This is a genomic window from Campylobacter concisus (genome assembly GCF_002914195.1).
GTDB classification, from domain to species: Bacteria; Campylobacterota; Campylobacteria; order Campylobacterales; family Campylobacteraceae; genus Campylobacter_A; species Campylobacter_A concisus_M.
On record NZ_PPAU01000048.1, the window covers coordinates 98,280 to 116,400 of the forward strand.

Sequence of the window (18,121 nt, forward strand, 5' to 3'; positions counted from 1 at the left end):
GAAGTTGAAAGTTATTTTATCACTGCTTCAAAGCCAACATCTACATCTGGATAGCTCTTTCCGCCATGAAATGGTTTAGCGGCAGCGGCAAATTTATCAAAGCTTTCATTTAGCTTCAAATCATTTACAAGATCAACTGAAAATTTTGCCATTAGCTTGCCATTTTGTACTTCATATTTTGTTTTAAAAATTTTTGAATTGCCATTTATGCTAAGCTCAACATCCATTTCTCCAGCTTTATCGTCGCCATTTACTGCTACGATCTTACCATCTACTGCCTTGCCATCGAAAATAATGCCAATCCTTTTATCGCGGTCAGGCAGCTTTGTATCGATATCTTTTGGCTCTAGCTTAAATTCAAAGCTCTTTAAAAAATCAGCAAAATTTGCATTTTCTTGACTTTTAAAATTTATCGTTTTAAAAGTACCTGGTACGGCTGTCTTATTTGCTAGCTTATAGCCAGTAAATGTTACCTTTGGTTCACCTTCTACGCTAAATGCAAGAGCTGAAACTGCAAAAAATGAAGCTGCTAAAGCAACAGAAGTAAGTTTGTTCATAAAGAATCCTTTTTATAATATTGATAATAAATATCGCAAATTATATACCCACTTACTTCAAAAAAGACTTAAAAACTCTTTTTAATTAATGAATAAATTTTTAATATCTTTTTACTCTGGATCATCGCTAAAATCGTTATCCCTAAAGATCACATAAAAATTTATGAGCCAAAAAACAAAAGCGATTGCTATGAGTGTTGCTGGTAAATGAATATAAAAGCCACTCCAAAAATAAGCTAAAATTCCTCTGCTAACTCCAGCTAAAAGAACTAAAATAAAAGCAATTTTGCTAAGGCGTAAAAACTCAAGATCTTGCCCGCTGTGACGAAGTCCTGCGACATTAAATATAAGCATCACACTAAAAACTACTGCATTTATCGCTATTAGATGCATAAAATTTGTTTCAAGATGGAGTTCAAAAATGCCGCTAAAGCCGATACCTAAAAACCCAACCGCTAAAAATAGTTGCATAAAATAGTATAAAAGCACAAAACTATGCCTAAAAAGCTCTTTATAGTGCCACTCTTTAAGCTTTGCAAGTATCGCGCTTCCACAAGCTATCGCGGCATAATAGACACCTAAGCTTGCTTCAAAAAATATATTTAAAAGCAAAAAAGCACAAATGCAGCAAATAGCGATATTTTTATAGATAAAATTTGGCACAAAAACAGCTTCATCCATGCCTTTTTCTCTTTTTAATGCTTCTTTTCCAAGTACGACACTAACGCGGTATGAGATGAGTAAGATAGCTATTACGTGGATAAAAACTTGTAAATTTAGAAATTTTTCATTGCCGCTTACTAGATAATAAATTTCAAAGCTTAAAATGCCAAACAAAAAGCCAAGTACGCCAAATTGATCATCGTTTTTATCTCGCCAGATCATATAAACGCAAAGCAAAACCAAGTAAAGCCAAAAAAGAGCGATAAAGCAGTGCGCTAAAAATAGACTAAAAAATGCCAAGATAAAGCTTGTAAAAAAGAGTGAAAATAATATACAAGCATGTATTTTTAGAGATGCTTGAAAATTTGTCCAATCAGTTAGTCCAGTTAGCAAAAATCCAGCATAAGCAAGGGCTAAAAAAAGTTGCAAAAATATAAATTTATGTAAACTCACAAAATCAGTTGGAGTAAAAAACACATTAGCACCAAGCACCGCACAGGCGGCGCTCATTAAGAAAAATATCCTCATAGGATGAGTAAAAAAGTTATTAATCATAATAAATTTGCCCTTTGAAATTTTCATCTATCATCTTGCTAATAAACGTAAAATCGCGCTCTTTGAAATCTTTGTCTATTTCAAGTTCTCTTTGTATGACCGCACCTTTACTTGATAGGAAATAAATTCTACTTGACATTTTCACAGCCTCCATTCTATCGTGTGTGACAAGAACCACACTCATACCTTCGCTTACTCTTTGGCTGATAATCTCAATCAAAATTTCTTTCATATCATAATCAAGCCCAGAAAAAGGCTCATCCATCAAAAGTAGATCAGGTTTTGTTACGACCGCTCTTACGAAAGCGACCCTTTGTCTCATGCCACCGCTTAGCTCGCTTGGGTATTTTAAAATGTCTTTTTGGCTTAATCCAACCTTTTTAAAAAGCTCTAAAACGGCGTTAATGTCCGGTTTATCCATAACTAAAAGCACATTTTCAAGAGCATTTTTCCATGTAAGCAGACGATTTTCTTGAAAAAAATATGTCACCTTTTTAAATTTATTAAAAATTTCCCCTTTTCTGGGCTCATTTAGTCCGCTAATAAGCCGCAAAATGGTAGTTTTTCCGCATCCTGATGGTCCAAAAAGCGTCACCACCTCGCCACTTTTTACATTTAGGCTAAAATTCCTTACGACCTTATCTCTTAAAATTTCATACTCTACATTTTTAAGCTCAAGCATCATCTTCTCCAAGGCATCAAAGCTATTTTTAGTGGCTCGATGATGAGGTATTCAAAGAGCATGATAAGAGTGATGCTTAAAAGAACGTATGCCATCACTTCGGTTGTTTCAAGCATCGCTCTTGCATTTGCTATCTTTGCTCCCATGCCGTTATTTGCGCCAAGTAGCTCAGCCATTATGACTATCTTTACGCCCATTGCGACAGCTACGCTAATAGAGCTTATTATGTAGCTCGTAAGATGCGGGATGTAAAGGTGTCTTATCTTTTTTAAAATTCCTAAATTATAAGCGTCAAACATCTCTTTTAGCTCCTCATCTACGCTACTCATAGCAACTGCTGAGCTTGCAAAAGTAAGCGGTAAAACGGTTATAAAGATAGTAAAAACGGTGCTAAAATTTCCAAATCCAAACCAAAAAATAGCAAGTACTATCCAAATAATTGGTGGCATTGACAAAAGCAAGGTGATAACAGGCTTTAAAAAGGCTGCAAAACTTTTAAAACTACCTGCTATTAGCCCTAAAAATATACCAAAAAATGTTGCCGAGCAAACTCCAATCAGTGATCTGCAAAGCGTTATATTTATCTCGCTGTTTTTATAATCTTTTAAAATTTCACAGGCTTTTAAAAATACATCTTTTGGTGGCGGAAGCAAGAGTGGGGAGCTAAACTCGCTTCCCACTTGCCAAATGGCTAAGATCAAAAAAACTATGGCAAATCCGCTAAATCCGCCCCAGAAATAGTCAATTATTTTTAAAAAGCTTGAGCGATCTTTTTTGGTGCCATCAATTAGTATCATAAAAATAGACCTTTATCTGGCATCTTGCCGCCTAGAAATTTTGGATTAAACTGATAAATTTCTTCAAAAAACGCCATGATCTCATTTTGTAGTTCATTTGCTTTTGTTACTGTTAAATTTGCCTTATCAAAAGCATTTGCGAGTGCCACTTCTGGAGCTGGCAAGTAGCTCGAGCCTATCTTTGCTGCACTTTGTTTGTTCTCAAGTATCCATGAAAGTGCATTTTTAAGGTCGCTATGAAGCGTGTCAAATAGATTTAAGTTTTTCTCGTAAAAGCCTCTTTCTACGATAATGCCAGCCATTGGGATTATCGGTTTTGTACCAAAGCTATCGCCCCAAATTTTTGGAAAATCAACTGAGTAATGCACGCTAACGCCTGCTTTTTTACCGCGCAAAATAGTCGCTTCGCCAAGAGGTTGTGGAACTATTAAAATGTCAAAATCTTTTTGTAAAAATAAAAGCAGAGCCTCAGGCGGCGTTGCTGTGTAGGTGATGTCTATCTTGTTAACGTCTATGCCTCTCTTCTTGCAAAGTGCTCTTAGGACAAGATCAGGCATATCGCCTCTAAATGGCATGATAAGCTTTTTGCCTACAAAATCTTCTAAATTTTTGATCTTTTCATCCTTAACCATAGCGTTCATAACGCCAAGGGTCAGTAAATTTAGCATCGCAAAATCAAGACCTTGATTTCTTAAATTTGCAGCGACATTTGATGGTGACATCGTGACTTTAATATCCCCACTAGCTACGCCTGCACGAAGCTGATCTGGTGTTTTCCAGATGTTTAGGCTTACATCGTAAGTTTTGTTTAACTCACCTTGCAGCGCAGCAACTGCCATGATAACGCTTGGGATCGCTGGCGCGCCCCACATATTAAAGCTCTCTTTTGCAAATAAATTTGGTGCAAATGCGCTAACGCCTAAAGCTGTGCTAAGTCCTAAAAATTTTCTTCTATCTAACATCTTTTTCTCCTTTAAAAACTGCTGTGAAAGCTAATGAAAAATATCCTACCAGGGGCATGAACGACTACTGGATCAAGTGCTGCTACGTGATCGCCACTGATAAATTCCACATAATCTTTGTCAAATAAATTTGCTACGCCAAACCTTATGCCAACTTTGTTTTTAAACTCTACGCCGCCATAAAGATCGAGCAAGCCAAATCCTTTTGCGGCCTCTTTCTTGTCGATACCTAGACCATTTTGCTTGCTAAAATCGCCTCTAGTTTGCTTTGAAACTAGCCTTAGTGCGGTGCCTAGGTTGTAGCTACCAAAGCTTGCATAGTCTTTGTAGTCAAATGCAAAATTTGCCTCAAAAGGCCTTATTTGATAAAGTGGTCTGCCATCGGTTTTGTTTTGTCCGTAGTTGTAGTAAAGTGAGCTTTTTAAGCCAAAGTGCCTTGCAAAGCTATATTCTGTATTGAAATTTACACTATAAAGCGTTGCATCAACGTTTCTTGAGATGACGGCATTTTTATTTATTAGTGGCATCGCAGCCTTTGAGTGGCGTCTATCAAAAATGATCAAATTTTTAACACTATCAGCGATGAAATGTCCTCCAAAGCTAAATGCATCTTTGTTTTGAAGCGAGTTTAGGTATTCTTTGTAAAACTCACTGCCAAATTTAAAGCCAAGAACTGCTCTATTGTGCCTTTCTGGCTCTAAATTTGGATTTGCTATCCAGCCTTTATCGCCTTCGCCATAAAGTGCGTTAAAACGCTCCATATTACTTGGCAGACGAGACAAACTCTCAAGCTTTGCAAAGTAGCTATCCTTGTCGTTTGGTGTAAATTTATATTTTAAACTTGCACTAAAAGCGTCTTTTTTGATTTTATCGCTTACGTCTTCACCATAAATTTGACGAACTAATTTACGAGTGGTATTAGGTGCGATCATCGGATTTTGCACAAAAAATTTAGTGTCGATGCCATTTAATTTACTTCTTTGCTCTTCATATTTTAAGGCAAGAGAGGCTTCGTTTGCTTCATTAAATTTATAAGCAAGTGTATCAAAGAGCATAAATTTATCATTTCTAACATCAGCAAATCTGTATCCGTTAAATACCCAAGTAGAGCCACGTTTTAGGTATCTTTTGCCATCATGTTTATCTTTTTCAAAGTCAGCGCCTATTTGATTGTGAAAGCTTGCAAAGTCAGCGTCATACTTTAAATTTGCCTCAAATATATTCCTCTTTAAATCCACTTTTACATTTTGAGTGGTATCTCTTAGATGAAAATTATCAGCTTTTCGCTCAACCTTTTTTGTAGCAAGCTCAAAATTTAGCGTATTTGAAAGATCTTCTTCACCCAAGCGAATATTTAGCTTGCCGACTTTTCTTGTCGTTTTAAAAGCGTCCATCTCGTGCTCTGGCTGCTTGTCTTTATCAATATTATCCCTTAAAAACGTAAGCCTAAGCTCGCTAAGATCATTTGGCACAAAACCTAAGATAGCGCTTTGACCTTGTCTATTGTAGCCATAGTTCCATTTTTTGCCACTTCCGTCTTTATAATTATTTGCTTTGGTGAAATTTGCATTTAAAATGGTGTAAAAATTTGCGCCACGATATTTAAAAAGCGATGAATTGTAAAAACTTTTGCCATACATTCCAGCTGAGATATGAAACATATCAGCTGAGTTATCAAGCAAATTTGTAACAAATGGATATTCGTTTCTTTGAGTGCGGTCAAATTGATTTTCTACAAAGGCACTTTGTGCAACGTTTGGCGTGATGACTGGCGGCGGAGCAAATTCTCTAATAGGCTTTATAATGTCTAAATTTGCTTCATTTGCTAGAAGCAGTGATGAAAGAACTGCTAGGCTTAAAATGGGCCTCATGTAAACTCCTTTTAAAGATATAATTATGATTTCTTTTATCAGAATTGTAGTAGCAAAACCCTTTATAAAAGTTGATGTAAGTCATCTTTTAAATTTTTAATCCATAATTACGAGCTTATTGTAGATAAAATGCTTAATTTTATTTTTGCAAGAGTAGCTAAATGGTGTAAATTTAATGTGAAAAAATGTATAAAATTTTGATAATTGTTATATAAAAATTTTTAGATCATAGGTTGATTTAATTATGCTCTAAAATTATTAAGCCTATCTCTTAGCTCTTTTGAAATGGTAAATTTTGAGAGTTCATATTTATCAAAAATGATGATCAAATCATCACCTAGTGGTTGCACTAACCCAAAGCAAGCATCTCTATCAAGACGGTTTTTCTTAAATTTTACGCTTAAAGTTTCGACTTTTTTCTTATCGCCAAAACTTTTAATGGCGATCTCATCGATATCTTTAAAGTAAAATTTTATACTTTTTGAGCCTTTTGTAATGATAAATCCATCATCTTCAATACGTAAAAAGTTGTTTTGAAAAATTTTTCTAACACAAAAGAACGCTGAGAGAGCGCCAATGATGATGCCAAAGAGAGACGCTGTGCCAAGAGCTAGATAAAAGTAGCCAATGATGCTAAATATAAAAAGTCCAAGCCCAAAGGCTAGCGCCCAAAATACATCTTTTTTACTCTCTTTTGTTATCATCATTTTTCCTTTTAAGCTAAAATTCCAGCACCATTTATCGCTTGGCTGCGCTCTTTTGCATAAATTCTCTCGCCATTTATCACGTCATATTTCCAGATCGGCGCATTTGCCTTAAAGTCCTCGACAAACTCATTAATTAGCCTTAGCGCAACCTTTCTTTGAGGGCTCACAACGCCTGCAACATAAGAGCTCGTATGCACGGCCACATCGCCTTTTGAGTGAGCAAAGAGTACGTAGGCATTTTCTTTTTTGGCTCGCTCCTGCCAAGCATCTAGCCATTTTTTAAGTATTGGCTCATAGATATCAAAGCTAAGCGCCGAAATACCACCTTCTTCTCTTACGATTCCAACAAAAGTGATGAGCGCACCGCAGTTTTTATCCTTAAAGCGTTCATACCACTCGTTTGTGATGCTTTGAACATCTAAGCTTCCATTATAAATTTGCATCTTAGCCCCCACAAACTGGTGGCAAAATAGAAATTTTATCACCTGATTTAAGAGCAAAATTTATATCGCTTACGATCTCGTCATTTACAGCCACAGCACAGATATTTAGCCATTTTTTAAGCTCTTCTTTCTGGCTCAAAGCCGCTTTTACTTCGCCTAAATTTTTTGCTTCTACTTTTATATTTTCAAGCCCGATAGGCCCAAGAAATTCGATCTCTATCACGTTTTATCCTTTGAGATTTTTGCTGATTTTACTTAAAAATAAATTTAGATATACTTATTTAAAAATTTAAAAAGCGAGCAAAAATGAACGAAATTTTAAAGAGTATAAAAACCCCAGCCTACGTCTGCGAAGAGGCAAAAGTACGTAAAAATTTAGAGCTTTTAAAATATGTCAAAGAGCAAAGCGGAGCTAAAATTTTAGTAGCACTTAAGGGCTTTGCATTTAGCGGAGTGATGGATATGGTTGGCTCTTATCTTGACGGTTCGACTTGCAGTGGGCTTCATGAGGCAAAATTTGCAAGCGAATACGTAAAAGGCGAGATCCACACGTATAGCCCAGCATTTAAAGACGAGGACTTTGATGAGATTTTAAAAATTTCAAAGCACATTACATTTAACTCTTTTGCACAGTGGCAAAAATTCAAGGGTATTGCCCTGCAAAATGGCATCATCTGCGGCCTGCGAGTAAATCCAGAGGTCTCGCTAGCCCCAACTGACAGCTACAACCCATGCAGTAGATTTAGCAGGCTTGGCATCACGAGAACAAATTTTAAGCCTGAGCTTCTTGATGGCATCACTGGGCTTCATTTTCACGCGCTTTGCGAAGAGAGTGCGAGTAGCTTGCAGACCGTGCTAGAGGCATTTGAGGAGAAATTTGGCGAGTTTATCCCAAAGATGAAATGGATAAATATGGGCGGTGGCCACCACATCACGAGGACTGATTACGACGTAGAGCTGCTTATAAAGATAGTTAGGCGCTTTCGCGAGAAGTACGGCGTAGAGGTATATCTGGAGCCTGGCGAGGCAGTTGGCTGGCAAACTGGCTTTTTGATAAGCAGCGTGCTTGACATCATGCATAACGAAAAAGATATCGCTATCCTTGACACCTCAGCCGAGGCGCACATGCCTGATACCGTGCTTATGCCGTATCGTCCGGCCGTTAGAGGTGAGAGTGAAAATGGCAAATTTGCTTATAGATTTGGCGGTAATACCTGCCTAGCTGGCGATATAGTAGGACTTGAAGCGGGCGATGCGGAATATAAATTTGATAGTGAGCTACAAATCGGCGACCGAGTCATATTTGAAGATCAAATTCACTACACCATCGTAAAAAACACGACATTTAATGGCATAAAACTGCCTGATTTAGTACTTTTGAAAGAAAATGGCGAAGTTAAAATGATCCGCGAATTCGGATATGAAGAGTATAGGCGCAGAAATTAATCACTGGTGTTTTGGCTAGCTTTTGGCTACTAAATACTGAGAATTTTTCTACACGGATTAGTATCCGTAAATTTTGGCAAATTTATCTATCTTTGGGCTTTTTTGCCAGTTGTATTCAGTCTCGTTTGCGATCTTTTGGGCTAGCTCCTTGCCAAAATGATCACTGATAAAGCCAAGCGCCATATCCATGCCAGCAGCTACGCCTGAAGCTGTGTAGAACTTACCTGTCCTCACCCACCTAGCGCGCTCTTGCCACTTTACCGCTAAGCCGCAACTTTTCACCCATTCAAGTGACCTTTTATTTGAAGTAGCCCTTAAGCCGTCAAGCTCTCCTGTGCGAGCGATGAGCGCCGAACCTGTGCATACGCTTAGGCAAAATTTGGATGCCAAAACGCACTCTTTAAGTCTCAAAATAAACTCACTATCATTTACAAGTGCCCTTGTGCCTTGACCACCAGGGAGTAGCAAAATGCTCTCTTTTGGCATCTTGTTAAGTTTTTTTGTTTTTATCAAAAAGCCTTGCTTGCTTCTTTTCATCCCACCATCAAACGAGACATAATTAATGTTAATTTCAGGCACCCTTGCCAAAAACTCCACCGGCCCCATTAGATCAAGCGTCTCATAGTCATCAAAGATAAGGCAAAAAAGATCCATAGCACAGTCCTTTTTAACTAAAATTTGGCTTTATTTTAGCTAAATTTTCAGATCAAAAACGCTAAAAATTAACAGAACTTAAATGTTTTTTATAAAATTTTTAGTAATCTTTTTTGCTAAGGTTTGCTTGTGATTAGCTCTGATATAATAGCAGCTAAAACAGCATAACTATGTGATTTTAGCATATTTAACTAAAAGCTCAAATCATTAAGTTTTATGCAAATAAAGGAATAAAATGACGAGAATTCTTACTCTACTTTTTACATTGTCTGTTGCGGCAATGGCCATTGAGGGACCAACTGGCGTCAATCAATTTGACAGCACCATTTGGGCAGCACAGAGGATAGAAAATATCAAGCCTTATGAGCATAGCTGGGGTCCGATATTTACTTTTATCCAAGGTAATGATTATTTTGCAATAGCAGCACTTTCTATCATTTTGGCTGTTATTGGAGCATTTGCATTACACTTTTTAATCATTGGACCAAAACATTTTAGTCATGATGGCAAAAAGGTGTTTGCTTTTTCATTGATCATACGTATAGCTCATGGTTTGGCAGCGATCTCATGGATCATTTTAGTGCCAACTGGTATCATCATTATGTGGGGTGCAGAGCTTGGCGGTGGAACATTTGTGCGTTTCTGTAGATACTTGCACGATATAGCAACTGTGATCTTTGCTGTTTCTGTGCTTCCTATGTTATTTACCTGGACAAAGAGAATGCTTCCAGCAATTTATGACATCAGATGGATGATGATAGTTGGTGGCTATTTATCAAAGAAAAAGAGACCTGTTCCAGCTGGTAAATTTAATGCTGGTCAAAAAGCATGGTACTGGATCGCTATCCCTGGTGGTATCGTTATGATAATTACTGGTGCGATTATGTATTTTACGGACTTCAAAGAGCCAGCGGTTGCTTCTTGGTTTGGTCTTACACAAATTGATCTTTTAAGATACAGCGTAATTATCCATAATTGTCTTGGCATTGCATGTGCAGTATTTTTCTTAGTTCATATTTATATGGCAGCTATTGCTATTCATGGTGCTATTTGGTCGATGATTACTGGATATAAAGAGGAAGAAGAAGTTTATGTTCTTCATCACTACTGGTATCAAGAGCTCGTTAGAGAGAATAAAATTCCAGTATCTGATTATGAAAAGTCTTATACAAATTTAAAATAATTAACTTTACTTTGACCTTGCTAGTAAGCGAGGCCAAAGCTCTCTTTTATCTCAAATTTATACATTAAAATTTTTAAAATAATTAATATTTTTTTGGCTATAATCCAAACTAGTTTCAAGGTTTGAAATACTAATTGCAAAAGGAAAAATCATGACAACAATTGATTGTAGAAATTTAGAGTGTCCAAAACCAGTCATAATGACAAAAAATGCACTTGATGGCTTAAGCGAAGGTGAAAGCTTAGAAATTTTGGTAAATGCACTAGCCCCAAAAGAAAATATTTCAAGATTTTTAAAAAATCAAAATATAAACTTTAGCCTCGAAAGCAATGGCAACGAGACTAAAATTTTAGCTACAAAAGGCAAAAATGCGCTTGAGCTTACAAATTTTGATGAGTTTGTCTGCGACATAACACCAAAAAATAATAAAGTACTCTATCTGAATGAAGAGCGTGCGGGAAGCGGTGAAGTGGGAATAAATTTACTATCAAAATTCCTAGGAGCATTTCTTCAAGTTGAGAAAAAACCAAAGATAATAATCTGCGTAAATAACGCTGTAAAGATGACGACAAACCGCTCACACCCAAGCTTTAAGCCGCTTAAAGATCTTGAAGCTGCGGGTGTTAAAATTTTAAGCTGCGGAAGCTGCTTGGAGGCTTATAAGCTAGTAAGCGATCTTGCAATTGGCGAAATTTCAAACGCTTATGAGATCATCGACATACTCTCAACTCACGAGCAAATCAAACTATGATCTATCACGACAAAAAGCTTACGCAGTTTGTTAGAGCCGCTGGCTGAGCTGCTAAGCTTGACCCGTCGGGTCTAAACAAAACGATTAGTAGTTTAAATTTATCTCATCCAAATCTGCTCTCAAGCACCAATTCTAATGAGGATGCGAGTATCTTTAAAATTTCAAGTGATCTTGCACTTGTTCAAACGCTTGACTTTATAACGCCTGTGGTAAATGATCCTTTTATTTACGGTCAAATCGCTGCTGCAAATAGCCTAAGCGACGTCTTTGCAATGGGTGGTGAGGTGATAAATGCTCTAAACATCGTGGGCTTTGATAGTTGCAACTTGGAACCTGAAATTTTAGGAGAAATTTTACAAGGTGGGGCCGATAAAGTAAAAGAGTGTGGCGGAATCATCGTTGGCGGGCATACGATCGAGACACAGCAGATGTATTATGGGCTTAGTGTCACTGGAAGGGTACACCCTGATAAATTTTGGGCAAACAATACAGCCACAAATGGCAATATTTTGATACTTACAAAGCCCCTTGGAAGCGGCATTTTAAGCACAGCAATAAAGGCTGATTTATTAAGTATGGAGCAGATAAAAGAGGCTGCAACTATCATGGCACAGCTAAATTTTTATGCATTAAAAGCACTTGATGGCATCAAAGTCTACGGCGCTACTGATGTGACTGGATTTGGCTTTTTGGGGCATTTAAGCGAAATGCTAAATGAAAAGATCAGTTTTGAAATTTATGAAAAAAACGTGCCAATCATTGCAAGCGCAAAGGAATTTGCCGATATGGGTATCATTCCAGAAGGAAGCTATAAAAACCGCGAATTTGCAAAGCATTTTGTGGACAAGGAAGCTGACATTTTACTATTTGATGCACAAACTTCAGGCGGGCTTTTGCTTGCAGTTGGTGAAAAGGATGCAATGCTTGCAGTAAAACGCTTAAAAGAAGTAGGCTATGAGCACTCAGCTATCGTTGGCTCTGCGGTGTCAAAGAGCGAGTTTGGTATTTTTTTAAGATAAATTTTTAAAAATAGCATGCTATCTCATTGCGTTAGTGAAATCTTTTAATTTACTTAACCATTCTATAATTTCAAAAACTATAAAGGAGAGATGATGAATTATCTTGAAATTTTAAAATTTCGTCATGCTTGCAAGGTTTTTGACGAAAGCAAAAAAATCGGTGCTGGAGAGTTTGATTTTATACTAGAGGCTGGTAGGTTAAGCCCTAGTTCAACTGGCCTTGAGCAGTGGGATATCTTAGTCGTTCAAAATAAAGAGCTTAGAGAAAAAATAAAAGCTCTTTCATGGAATCAAGCACAAATCACATCTTGCTCACATTTAGTTGTCGTTTTAGCTAAGATCAAAGAGGTAAAATTTGGAAGCACATACGTTAATAAAATGATCGCTAGAAATACTAATAAAGATCCTGAAGCAATTGCTGCAAGGCAAAAATTTTATCATGACTTTTTGCTTGCAAATTTTAAAAATGATGATGAACTAACATTCCAGTGGTCACATGAGCAATGCATGATAATTGCCACAAATATGATGAATGCAGCTGCAAGTTTAGGCATTGATAGTTGCCCGATAGAAGGCTTTGATAGACATGCTTTAAATGAACTTTTGGGACTTGATGAGAGCTTTCAAAGAGTGGCTATTATGGTGCCATTTGGCTACCGCCTAAATCCACAACCAAAAAAACTTCGCAGAGAAATTTCTGATATCATTACTTGGATTTATTAAGATATTTGAGCCAAATTTTAAATAAATTTTTGGCTCAATTTTAAATAAATCAATAAATTCTAAATAAATACTTACCTTTATAAACCCAAATCAAGTAAAAATGGGATAAAATCAGAGCCAAAACCTAAACTAACGAGGTGTCTATCGTGCTTGAGAAACAAAAAACCAGCCTTCAAATAGTAAAAATGTTTTATACAAAGTCTATTTTACTTTTACTCTCATTTATATTTTTAGCATTATTTGTAGTTTGTGCTGGTACGAACGATATAAAGTATGATCTTAGCTCAACTAATTCAAATATAAAATCATCAATCTCAAATAGCTTTTTTATAATAAAAAACGATCTATTTTTAAAATCAAAAATGGTTGAAGCAGGTCTTAGTGATATGCTATTTGATAAAAATTCAACAAAAAACGATCTTTATATAGCTTTTTATGTTTTTGGTAAAAATAGAAATTTAATCTATTCAAAGAGATTTTTAGGTGCTGATGACATAGCCGAAAAGGATCTATCGTGGATTAGTTTAAACGAGACAGATGCTGGGAAATTTAAAGTATCAGATCGAGTTTATAAAAACAGTCGTTTTAGAGACATTTATGCATCTTATGGACTAAAAAATGGAGGTAGCATTTTAGTTCAAATTAATATAAAATTTTTGCAAAACTACGCTAATGTAGATTACGATGATAAAAGTAAAACTTATGCTTATCTGGTAGATAAATATGGAAATTTATCAAGAGATGAGTTTTATAAAAAATTTGATGAATCGATGTTTTTGCCTTATGTGAGTCTTGGCGACGAGTTTAAAGAGGATAAAATAATATTTTCTTTAAGCCATATGAGCTTTTATCTCATAAGCTATATGCCAGAGTATAAAATTTTTGTTATTACAGCTTCAACGAAGCATTTTCATATCTTTATGCAGTTTGTGTTATTTTGGCTATCGATCTTTTGTTTTATATCTTCTTTGATTTTATGGGTTAGAGATGTGAAATTTATAAAAAATAGAATAATGCCAGCTTTAAAAGAGGTAAGAGATACTTTAGATGGCAATGAATATGAGATAAGACGAAGCCTTAATGTAACAGAATTTGAAGATATAAAAAATGGAATAAACAAGCTAAAGATAGAAACCAAAAAAGCAACTGACGTACTAGAAGAATACAAAAGTAGATTTGGCTATATTTTTGAGCAAAGCTTTTTGAAAATAGTAGTTTATGATGCTTATAGCGGCGATATTATTGATGCTAGTAATGCATTTTTATCTTCCGTTGGCTACACAAAAGATGAGATTATAGAGCTAAATTTAAATGATTTAATAGATGGTGATTTTGCATTGTTTATGCAAATGAAACAAGACGCTCAAAATAGCGATATGAGTTTTAAAATCAAGCTAAAAACAAAAGATGGCGGCACTAAAGAGGGATTTTTACAAGAGTCGCAGATTGAACTAAGGGATTCTAGGCTAAATTTTATGCTTATACACGAGCTTGATGATGGAAAATTTACGAAAAAGGATAACGAAGCAATAAATGATTATTCGTTTTTATCGCCAAATGTAATAGCAGAAGCTTTAAGCAGCGATCCATTTTCTATCGTAAGAAGTACGCAAAATATCGATAGTGTCTTTAAAGTCGCACAAGATAAGAAGCTTATAAATTTAAAAGATCTAATAAGTCCTGAAAGTTTAGATGAGTTTGCTGTAAATGTTTCTAATGAATCTAAAAAATTCTTTGAAAAAGGCGGCAAAAATAGCGAAATAAATCTCGTAGCCAATATGCAAACAAATGAAAACAACAAAACGCCATTTAAGATAAAAGTAAAATTTATAGATAATGGTGCTGACAAAGAGCGAAAAATCATCTACTTTTTTAATGACTTAAGTGATATAGCGAAGTTGCAAGAAAAATATGATGCTGAATTAAAATATTTTCAAAGCATACTTTGGGCAAGCCAAGCGCTTGTCTTTTCATGGGATAAAAAAAGCGACACCCTTTATATCCCAAATGCTATCGCCAAGTCGCTCGGATATGCATTAAATGGGGATATGAGTATAAATTTTGAACGTGCAAAAACTATATTTGTAGATGAATTTGTAAGCTTTAAGGACTTTTTTGACCTTATAAAAAAAGGTGAAGTATATGATGGCGAAGTGCGTTTTTATAGGGCTGATAAAGAGATTATTTATGTAAGGATTAGAGCAAAAGCAATAGCTTTTTATGATGGTGAAGCAAGCGTCATAAAGGGCACAATGCAAGATCTTAGTGTGCAAAATAGCTTTTTTTCTTATCAAGACCTTTTGGCAAAAATTTTCTCATACGCAAAAGAGCAGATTATTATGCTTGATGATGAGTTTAGAATCATAGACGCTAATGACGCTTTTTTCGATACGCTTGACATTTCTAGAGATAAAAATTTTATAGAGAAAATTTACTCAAAAGATATAATTAATTTTAAAAACGGACTAAAAGATATTAAAGATGAAATTTTAAATTCACTTAAAATAACTGGCTTTTGGCAAGGTCTTATTCATGATGTTCGAAGCAAAAATAGACTCGAAGTCATAAGTATAAGCAAGCTTTTAAACGCGTTTGGCGATCAAGAGGGATATATATTGTTAGCTTCAAGCGCAAATGATGATTGCTACAATAAAGAGTATCTCGAATTTATCGCATATCACGATACGCTGACTGGGTTACCAAATAGATTTTTACTTTTTAATAAGCTAGAAAATCTGCTAAAACAGGCGAAAAAAAGCTTAAAAATAGCAGCTTTTTATGTTGATTTTGATAATTTTAAATCGATAAATGACGGATACGGACATCAAGTAGGCGATAAAATTCTAATAGAAATTTCAAAAAAAATAGATGAAATTTTCCCAAAACAAGGAATATTTGCAAGAATAGGCGGAGACGAGTTTATAGGTGCTATGCCTTATGAAAATTTGGGAGAAATTTACGAAACTGCTGAGAATATCTTAAGAGTGGGTCAGAGTAAAATTTCTATTGATGATGATGAGAAAAAACTTAGCGTAAGTATTGGTATTAGCTTAAGTAGCGATGCACTTAGTGTTGATGATCTAATTGAAAGAGCTGATTGGGCTATGTATCAAGCAAAGCTTAATGGAAAAAATAAATATTATGTATTTAATTCGAAAAAAGATACATATTTTAAAAATGAATATAGAGATGACTCAAAGATCATTGAAGCTATCGATGCTGGCGAGATGTTCTTACTATATCAGCCTGAGATTGATATAAAAAGCGGGGAAGTTAGCAGCTTTGAGGCATTTATTAGATGGAAAAATGGCGATAAGATATTAAGGCCATCAGATTTCTTACCACTTGCAAAAGGCTCAAAAGCAGTTGTTGCTATCGCACTATTTACACTAAAAGATGCTTTAAAAGCTAGGGCTGTATGGCTAAAAGAGGGAATAAATGCAAAAGTTAGAGTAAATTTATGCATTAAAAAGCTAATGACCTCTGAGTTTTTTGAGAAATTTAAAAAGCTTTTAGAAGATGAGCAGCTAGACGCTAATGGGTTAATCATAGATATCGTTGACTCCGCAAGTGGCGTAAATTTAGATGATGTTGTTAGATATATTGATGCTTATAAGGAGCTAGGTGTTAGCTTTTCGCTTGATGATTTTGCGTCTTATTCGGGCTCAGTAGAAGCGTTAGGTATGTTAAAAACAAATAGATTTAATATAGATAAAAGATTTTGCAAACAAATTTTTGATTCAGTAGAAGCGCTAAAGACCATACGCATGATAAAGTATGTATCAGATACATTTGATTTTGATGTCATGATAAAAAATTTAGAAGATAAAAGCATGCTTGAAATTTTTGTTGGATTTGGCTTTAGTAGATTTCAAGGACGGCTTTTTGCGCCAGAGCTTAGCCTGGATGATGTGCTCAAATTTAAATTCACTCTATCATCTCCACTAAATGTAAGAAATTTTCAAGATGATGAGAACTACAATATGCTTTGCAAAATAGTAGGTGCAAAAGAGCTTATGACTCGTTTGATAAATTTGCTTAAATGCGATGAAAAAGTAAGCGAAAAATTAAAAATCGAAATAGTAAATCAAGTAGATGATATCAGAATAATAAATGAAAAATTAGCTGAAATTTTAGATACGATCCTTGTAAAAATAGACAAAGAGAACGTAATAAATTTAGCTAATGAGGCAATTTTGTTATGCGATAATGATCTAAATTTGAGTGGAGCGAATCAATAATGAATGAAAATGCTTTAAATGTTTATGAGCATGAAATCCCAAATGGAAGCAAGCTGTACTTTGCCAGTAGTGCAAAGCTAAAGAGGCAGATCGAGCAAAAAGCTAGTGAAATTTTAGAAAATGAAGGCTTTAGCGAGATCGTAACACCATTTTTCTCATATCACCAGCATTTAAGTGTAGATGCGACAAATCTTTTGCGTTTTAGCGATAGCCTAAATCACGAAATAAGTCTAAGAGCTGATAGCACGGTAGATACTGTAAGGATCGTACTTAGAAGGCTAAAGGCAAATGAATCAAAAAGATGGTTTTATATCCAGCCAGTCTTTCGCTATCCAAGTCAAGAAATTTATCAAATCGGAGCCGAACTAATCGGTGAAAATGATGTTTTAAAAAGCATAAATATCGTAGCAAAGCTTCTTAATGAGCTAAAAATGGATACATTTTTGCAAGTGAGTAATATACAAATTCCAAGGGTAATTTGTGAAATTTTAAGCGTGCCTATTGAAATTTTTGAAAATGGGCAAATGGAAAAAATTTTATCTCAAAATGTTCCATGGCTAAGTGCTCTTGCTCTTTTAAAGTCAGTTGATGAACTGGATGAAGTGATTAAAATTTCTCCAAGCAAACTAAAAGAACCGCTTGAAAATTTGAGAAATTTAGCCAGCGCTTTAGAATATAAAAATTTAAGAATAGTTCCGCTATATTACTCGAAAATGAGATATTACGATAGTTTATTTTTTAGATTTTTAAGAAATAACAGCATAATAGCAAGTGGCGGCAGCTACGAAATAGACGGAAAAATAAATAGTGGTTTTGCTGTTTATACAGATGCATTGATAGAAGAAAAAATTAATTTAAGGAAGTAAG

17 protein-coding genes are annotated in these 18,121 nt (G+C 35.3%); 7 read left to right on the plus strand and 10 right to left on the minus strand.

Annotation, left to right across the window (positions count from 1 at the left end; translation table 11 throughout):
* Positions 1-11 precede the first annotated feature (11 nt).
* From CYP28_RS01445 to CYP28_RS01485, 9 genes are all read right to left on the minus strand, one after another.
* Positions 12-557 (minus strand): hypothetical protein, encoded by a 546-nt coding sequence (locus tag CYP28_RS01445; RefSeq protein WP_087585424.1) that lies wholly within the window; start codon positions 555-557, stop codon positions 12-14.
* 111 nt (positions 558-668) lie between these two features.
* Positions 669-1,775 carry an NnrS family protein gene (locus CYP28_RS01450; protein WP_103592875.1) on the minus strand — a complete coding sequence of 369 codons (1,107 nt, stop codon included), beginning with the start codon at positions 1,773-1,775 and terminating at the stop codon, positions 669-671.
* Complete coding sequence (locus tag CYP28_RS01455) at positions 1,768-2,457, minus strand: ABC transporter ATP-binding protein (RefSeq protein ID WP_103592874.1); 690 nt, start codon at positions 2,455-2,457, stop codon at positions 1,768-1,770. The genes CYP28_RS01450 and CYP28_RS01455 overlap by 8 nt, the downstream gene beginning before the upstream one ends.
* A complete protein-coding gene (locus CYP28_RS01460) occupies positions 2,457-3,254 on the minus strand; it encodes an ABC transporter permease (protein WP_103592825.1) in 798 nt (265 codons plus the stop codon). Before CYP28_RS01460 ends, CYP28_RS01455 begins: the two co-directional genes overlap by 1 nt.
* Positions 3,251-4,216, minus strand: coding sequence for an ABC transporter substrate-binding protein (locus CYP28_RS01465; protein WP_103592826.1), 966 nt, complete (start codon positions 4,214-4,216; stop codon positions 3,251-3,253). Before CYP28_RS01465 ends, CYP28_RS01460 begins: the two co-directional genes overlap by 4 nt.
* An 11-nt stretch (positions 4,217-4,227) precedes the next feature.
* Positions 4,228-6,087 (minus strand): TonB-dependent receptor domain-containing protein, encoded by a 1,860-nt coding sequence (locus CYP28_RS01470; protein WP_103592827.1) that lies wholly within the window; start codon positions 6,085-6,087, stop codon positions 4,228-4,230.
* Between the two features lie 242 nt (positions 6,088-6,329).
* A complete protein-coding gene (locus tag CYP28_RS01475; RefSeq protein ID WP_087576576.1) occupies positions 6,330-6,791 on the minus strand; it encodes a molybdate transport repressor in 462 nt (153 codons plus the stop codon).
* A gap of 11 nt (positions 6,792-6,802) precedes the next feature.
* Positions 6,803-7,237: a molybdopterin synthase catalytic subunit gene (locus CYP28_RS01480; RefSeq protein WP_072593913.1), complete on the minus strand. Its 435-nt coding sequence runs from the start codon at positions 7,235-7,237 to the stop codon at positions 6,803-6,805.
* Between the two features lies 1 nt (position 7,238).
* Positions 7,239-7,460, minus strand: a complete 222-nt coding sequence (locus tag CYP28_RS01485; RefSeq protein ID WP_087578320.1) for a MoaD/ThiS family protein — start codon at positions 7,458-7,460, stop codon at positions 7,239-7,241.
* An 83-nt stretch (positions 7,461-7,543) separates the two neighbouring features.
* Here CYP28_RS01485 and nspC point away from each other — a divergent pair, with 83 nt between their 5' ends.
* Positions 7,544-8,683, plus strand: a complete 1,140-nt coding sequence (nspC, locus tag CYP28_RS01490; protein WP_103592828.1) for a carboxynorspermidine decarboxylase — start codon at positions 7,544-7,546, stop codon at positions 8,681-8,683.
* A gap of 57 nt (positions 8,684-8,740) precedes the next feature.
* On the opposite strand, the gene CYP28_RS01495 is transcribed toward nspC, so the two are convergent.
* Positions 8,741-9,337 (minus strand): DJ-1/PfpI family protein, encoded by a 597-nt coding sequence (locus tag CYP28_RS01495; RefSeq protein WP_103592829.1) that lies wholly within the window; start codon positions 9,335-9,337, stop codon positions 8,741-8,743.
* A gap of 235 nt (positions 9,338-9,572) precedes the next feature.
* Between CYP28_RS01495 and CYP28_RS01500 the strand changes: the two genes are divergently transcribed.
* The 6 genes from CYP28_RS01500 to CYP28_RS01525 all read left to right on the plus strand — a co-directional run bounded on the left by CYP28_RS01500 (position 9,573) and on the right by CYP28_RS01525 (position 18,120).
* Positions 9,573-10,520 (plus strand): formate dehydrogenase subunit gamma, encoded by a 948-nt coding sequence (locus tag CYP28_RS01500; protein WP_103592830.1) that lies wholly within the window; start codon positions 9,573-9,575, stop codon positions 10,518-10,520.
* 151 nt (positions 10,521-10,671) lie between these two features.
* Complete coding sequence (yedF, locus tag CYP28_RS01505; RefSeq protein WP_103592831.1) at positions 10,672-11,271, plus strand: sulfurtransferase-like selenium metabolism protein YedF; 600 nt, start codon at positions 10,672-10,674, stop codon at positions 11,269-11,271.
* Positions 11,268-12,290, plus strand: coding sequence for a selenide, water dikinase SelD (gene selD, locus CYP28_RS01510; RefSeq protein WP_196781186.1), 1,023 nt, complete (start codon positions 11,268-11,270; stop codon positions 12,288-12,290). The genes yedF and selD overlap by 4 nt, the downstream gene beginning before the upstream one ends.
* 93 nt (positions 12,291-12,383) lie before the next feature.
* On the plus strand, positions 12,384-13,013 hold the full coding sequence (locus CYP28_RS01515) for an NAD(P)H-dependent oxidoreductase (RefSeq protein WP_103592832.1): 630 nt from the start codon (positions 12,384-12,386) through the stop codon (positions 13,011-13,013).
* 146 nt (positions 13,014-13,159) lie between these two features.
* Positions 13,160-17,254 (plus strand): diguanylate cyclase domain-containing protein, encoded by a 4,095-nt coding sequence (locus tag CYP28_RS01520; protein ID WP_103592833.1) that lies wholly within the window; start codon positions 13,160-13,162, stop codon positions 17,252-17,254.
* Positions 17,254-18,120 carry an ATP phosphoribosyltransferase regulatory subunit gene (locus CYP28_RS01525; protein ID WP_021090725.1) on the plus strand — a complete coding sequence of 289 codons (867 nt, stop codon included), beginning with the start codon at positions 17,254-17,256 and terminating at the stop codon, positions 18,118-18,120. The genes CYP28_RS01520 and CYP28_RS01525 overlap by 1 nt, the downstream gene beginning before the upstream one ends.
* Position 18,121: the final 1 nt, after the last annotated feature.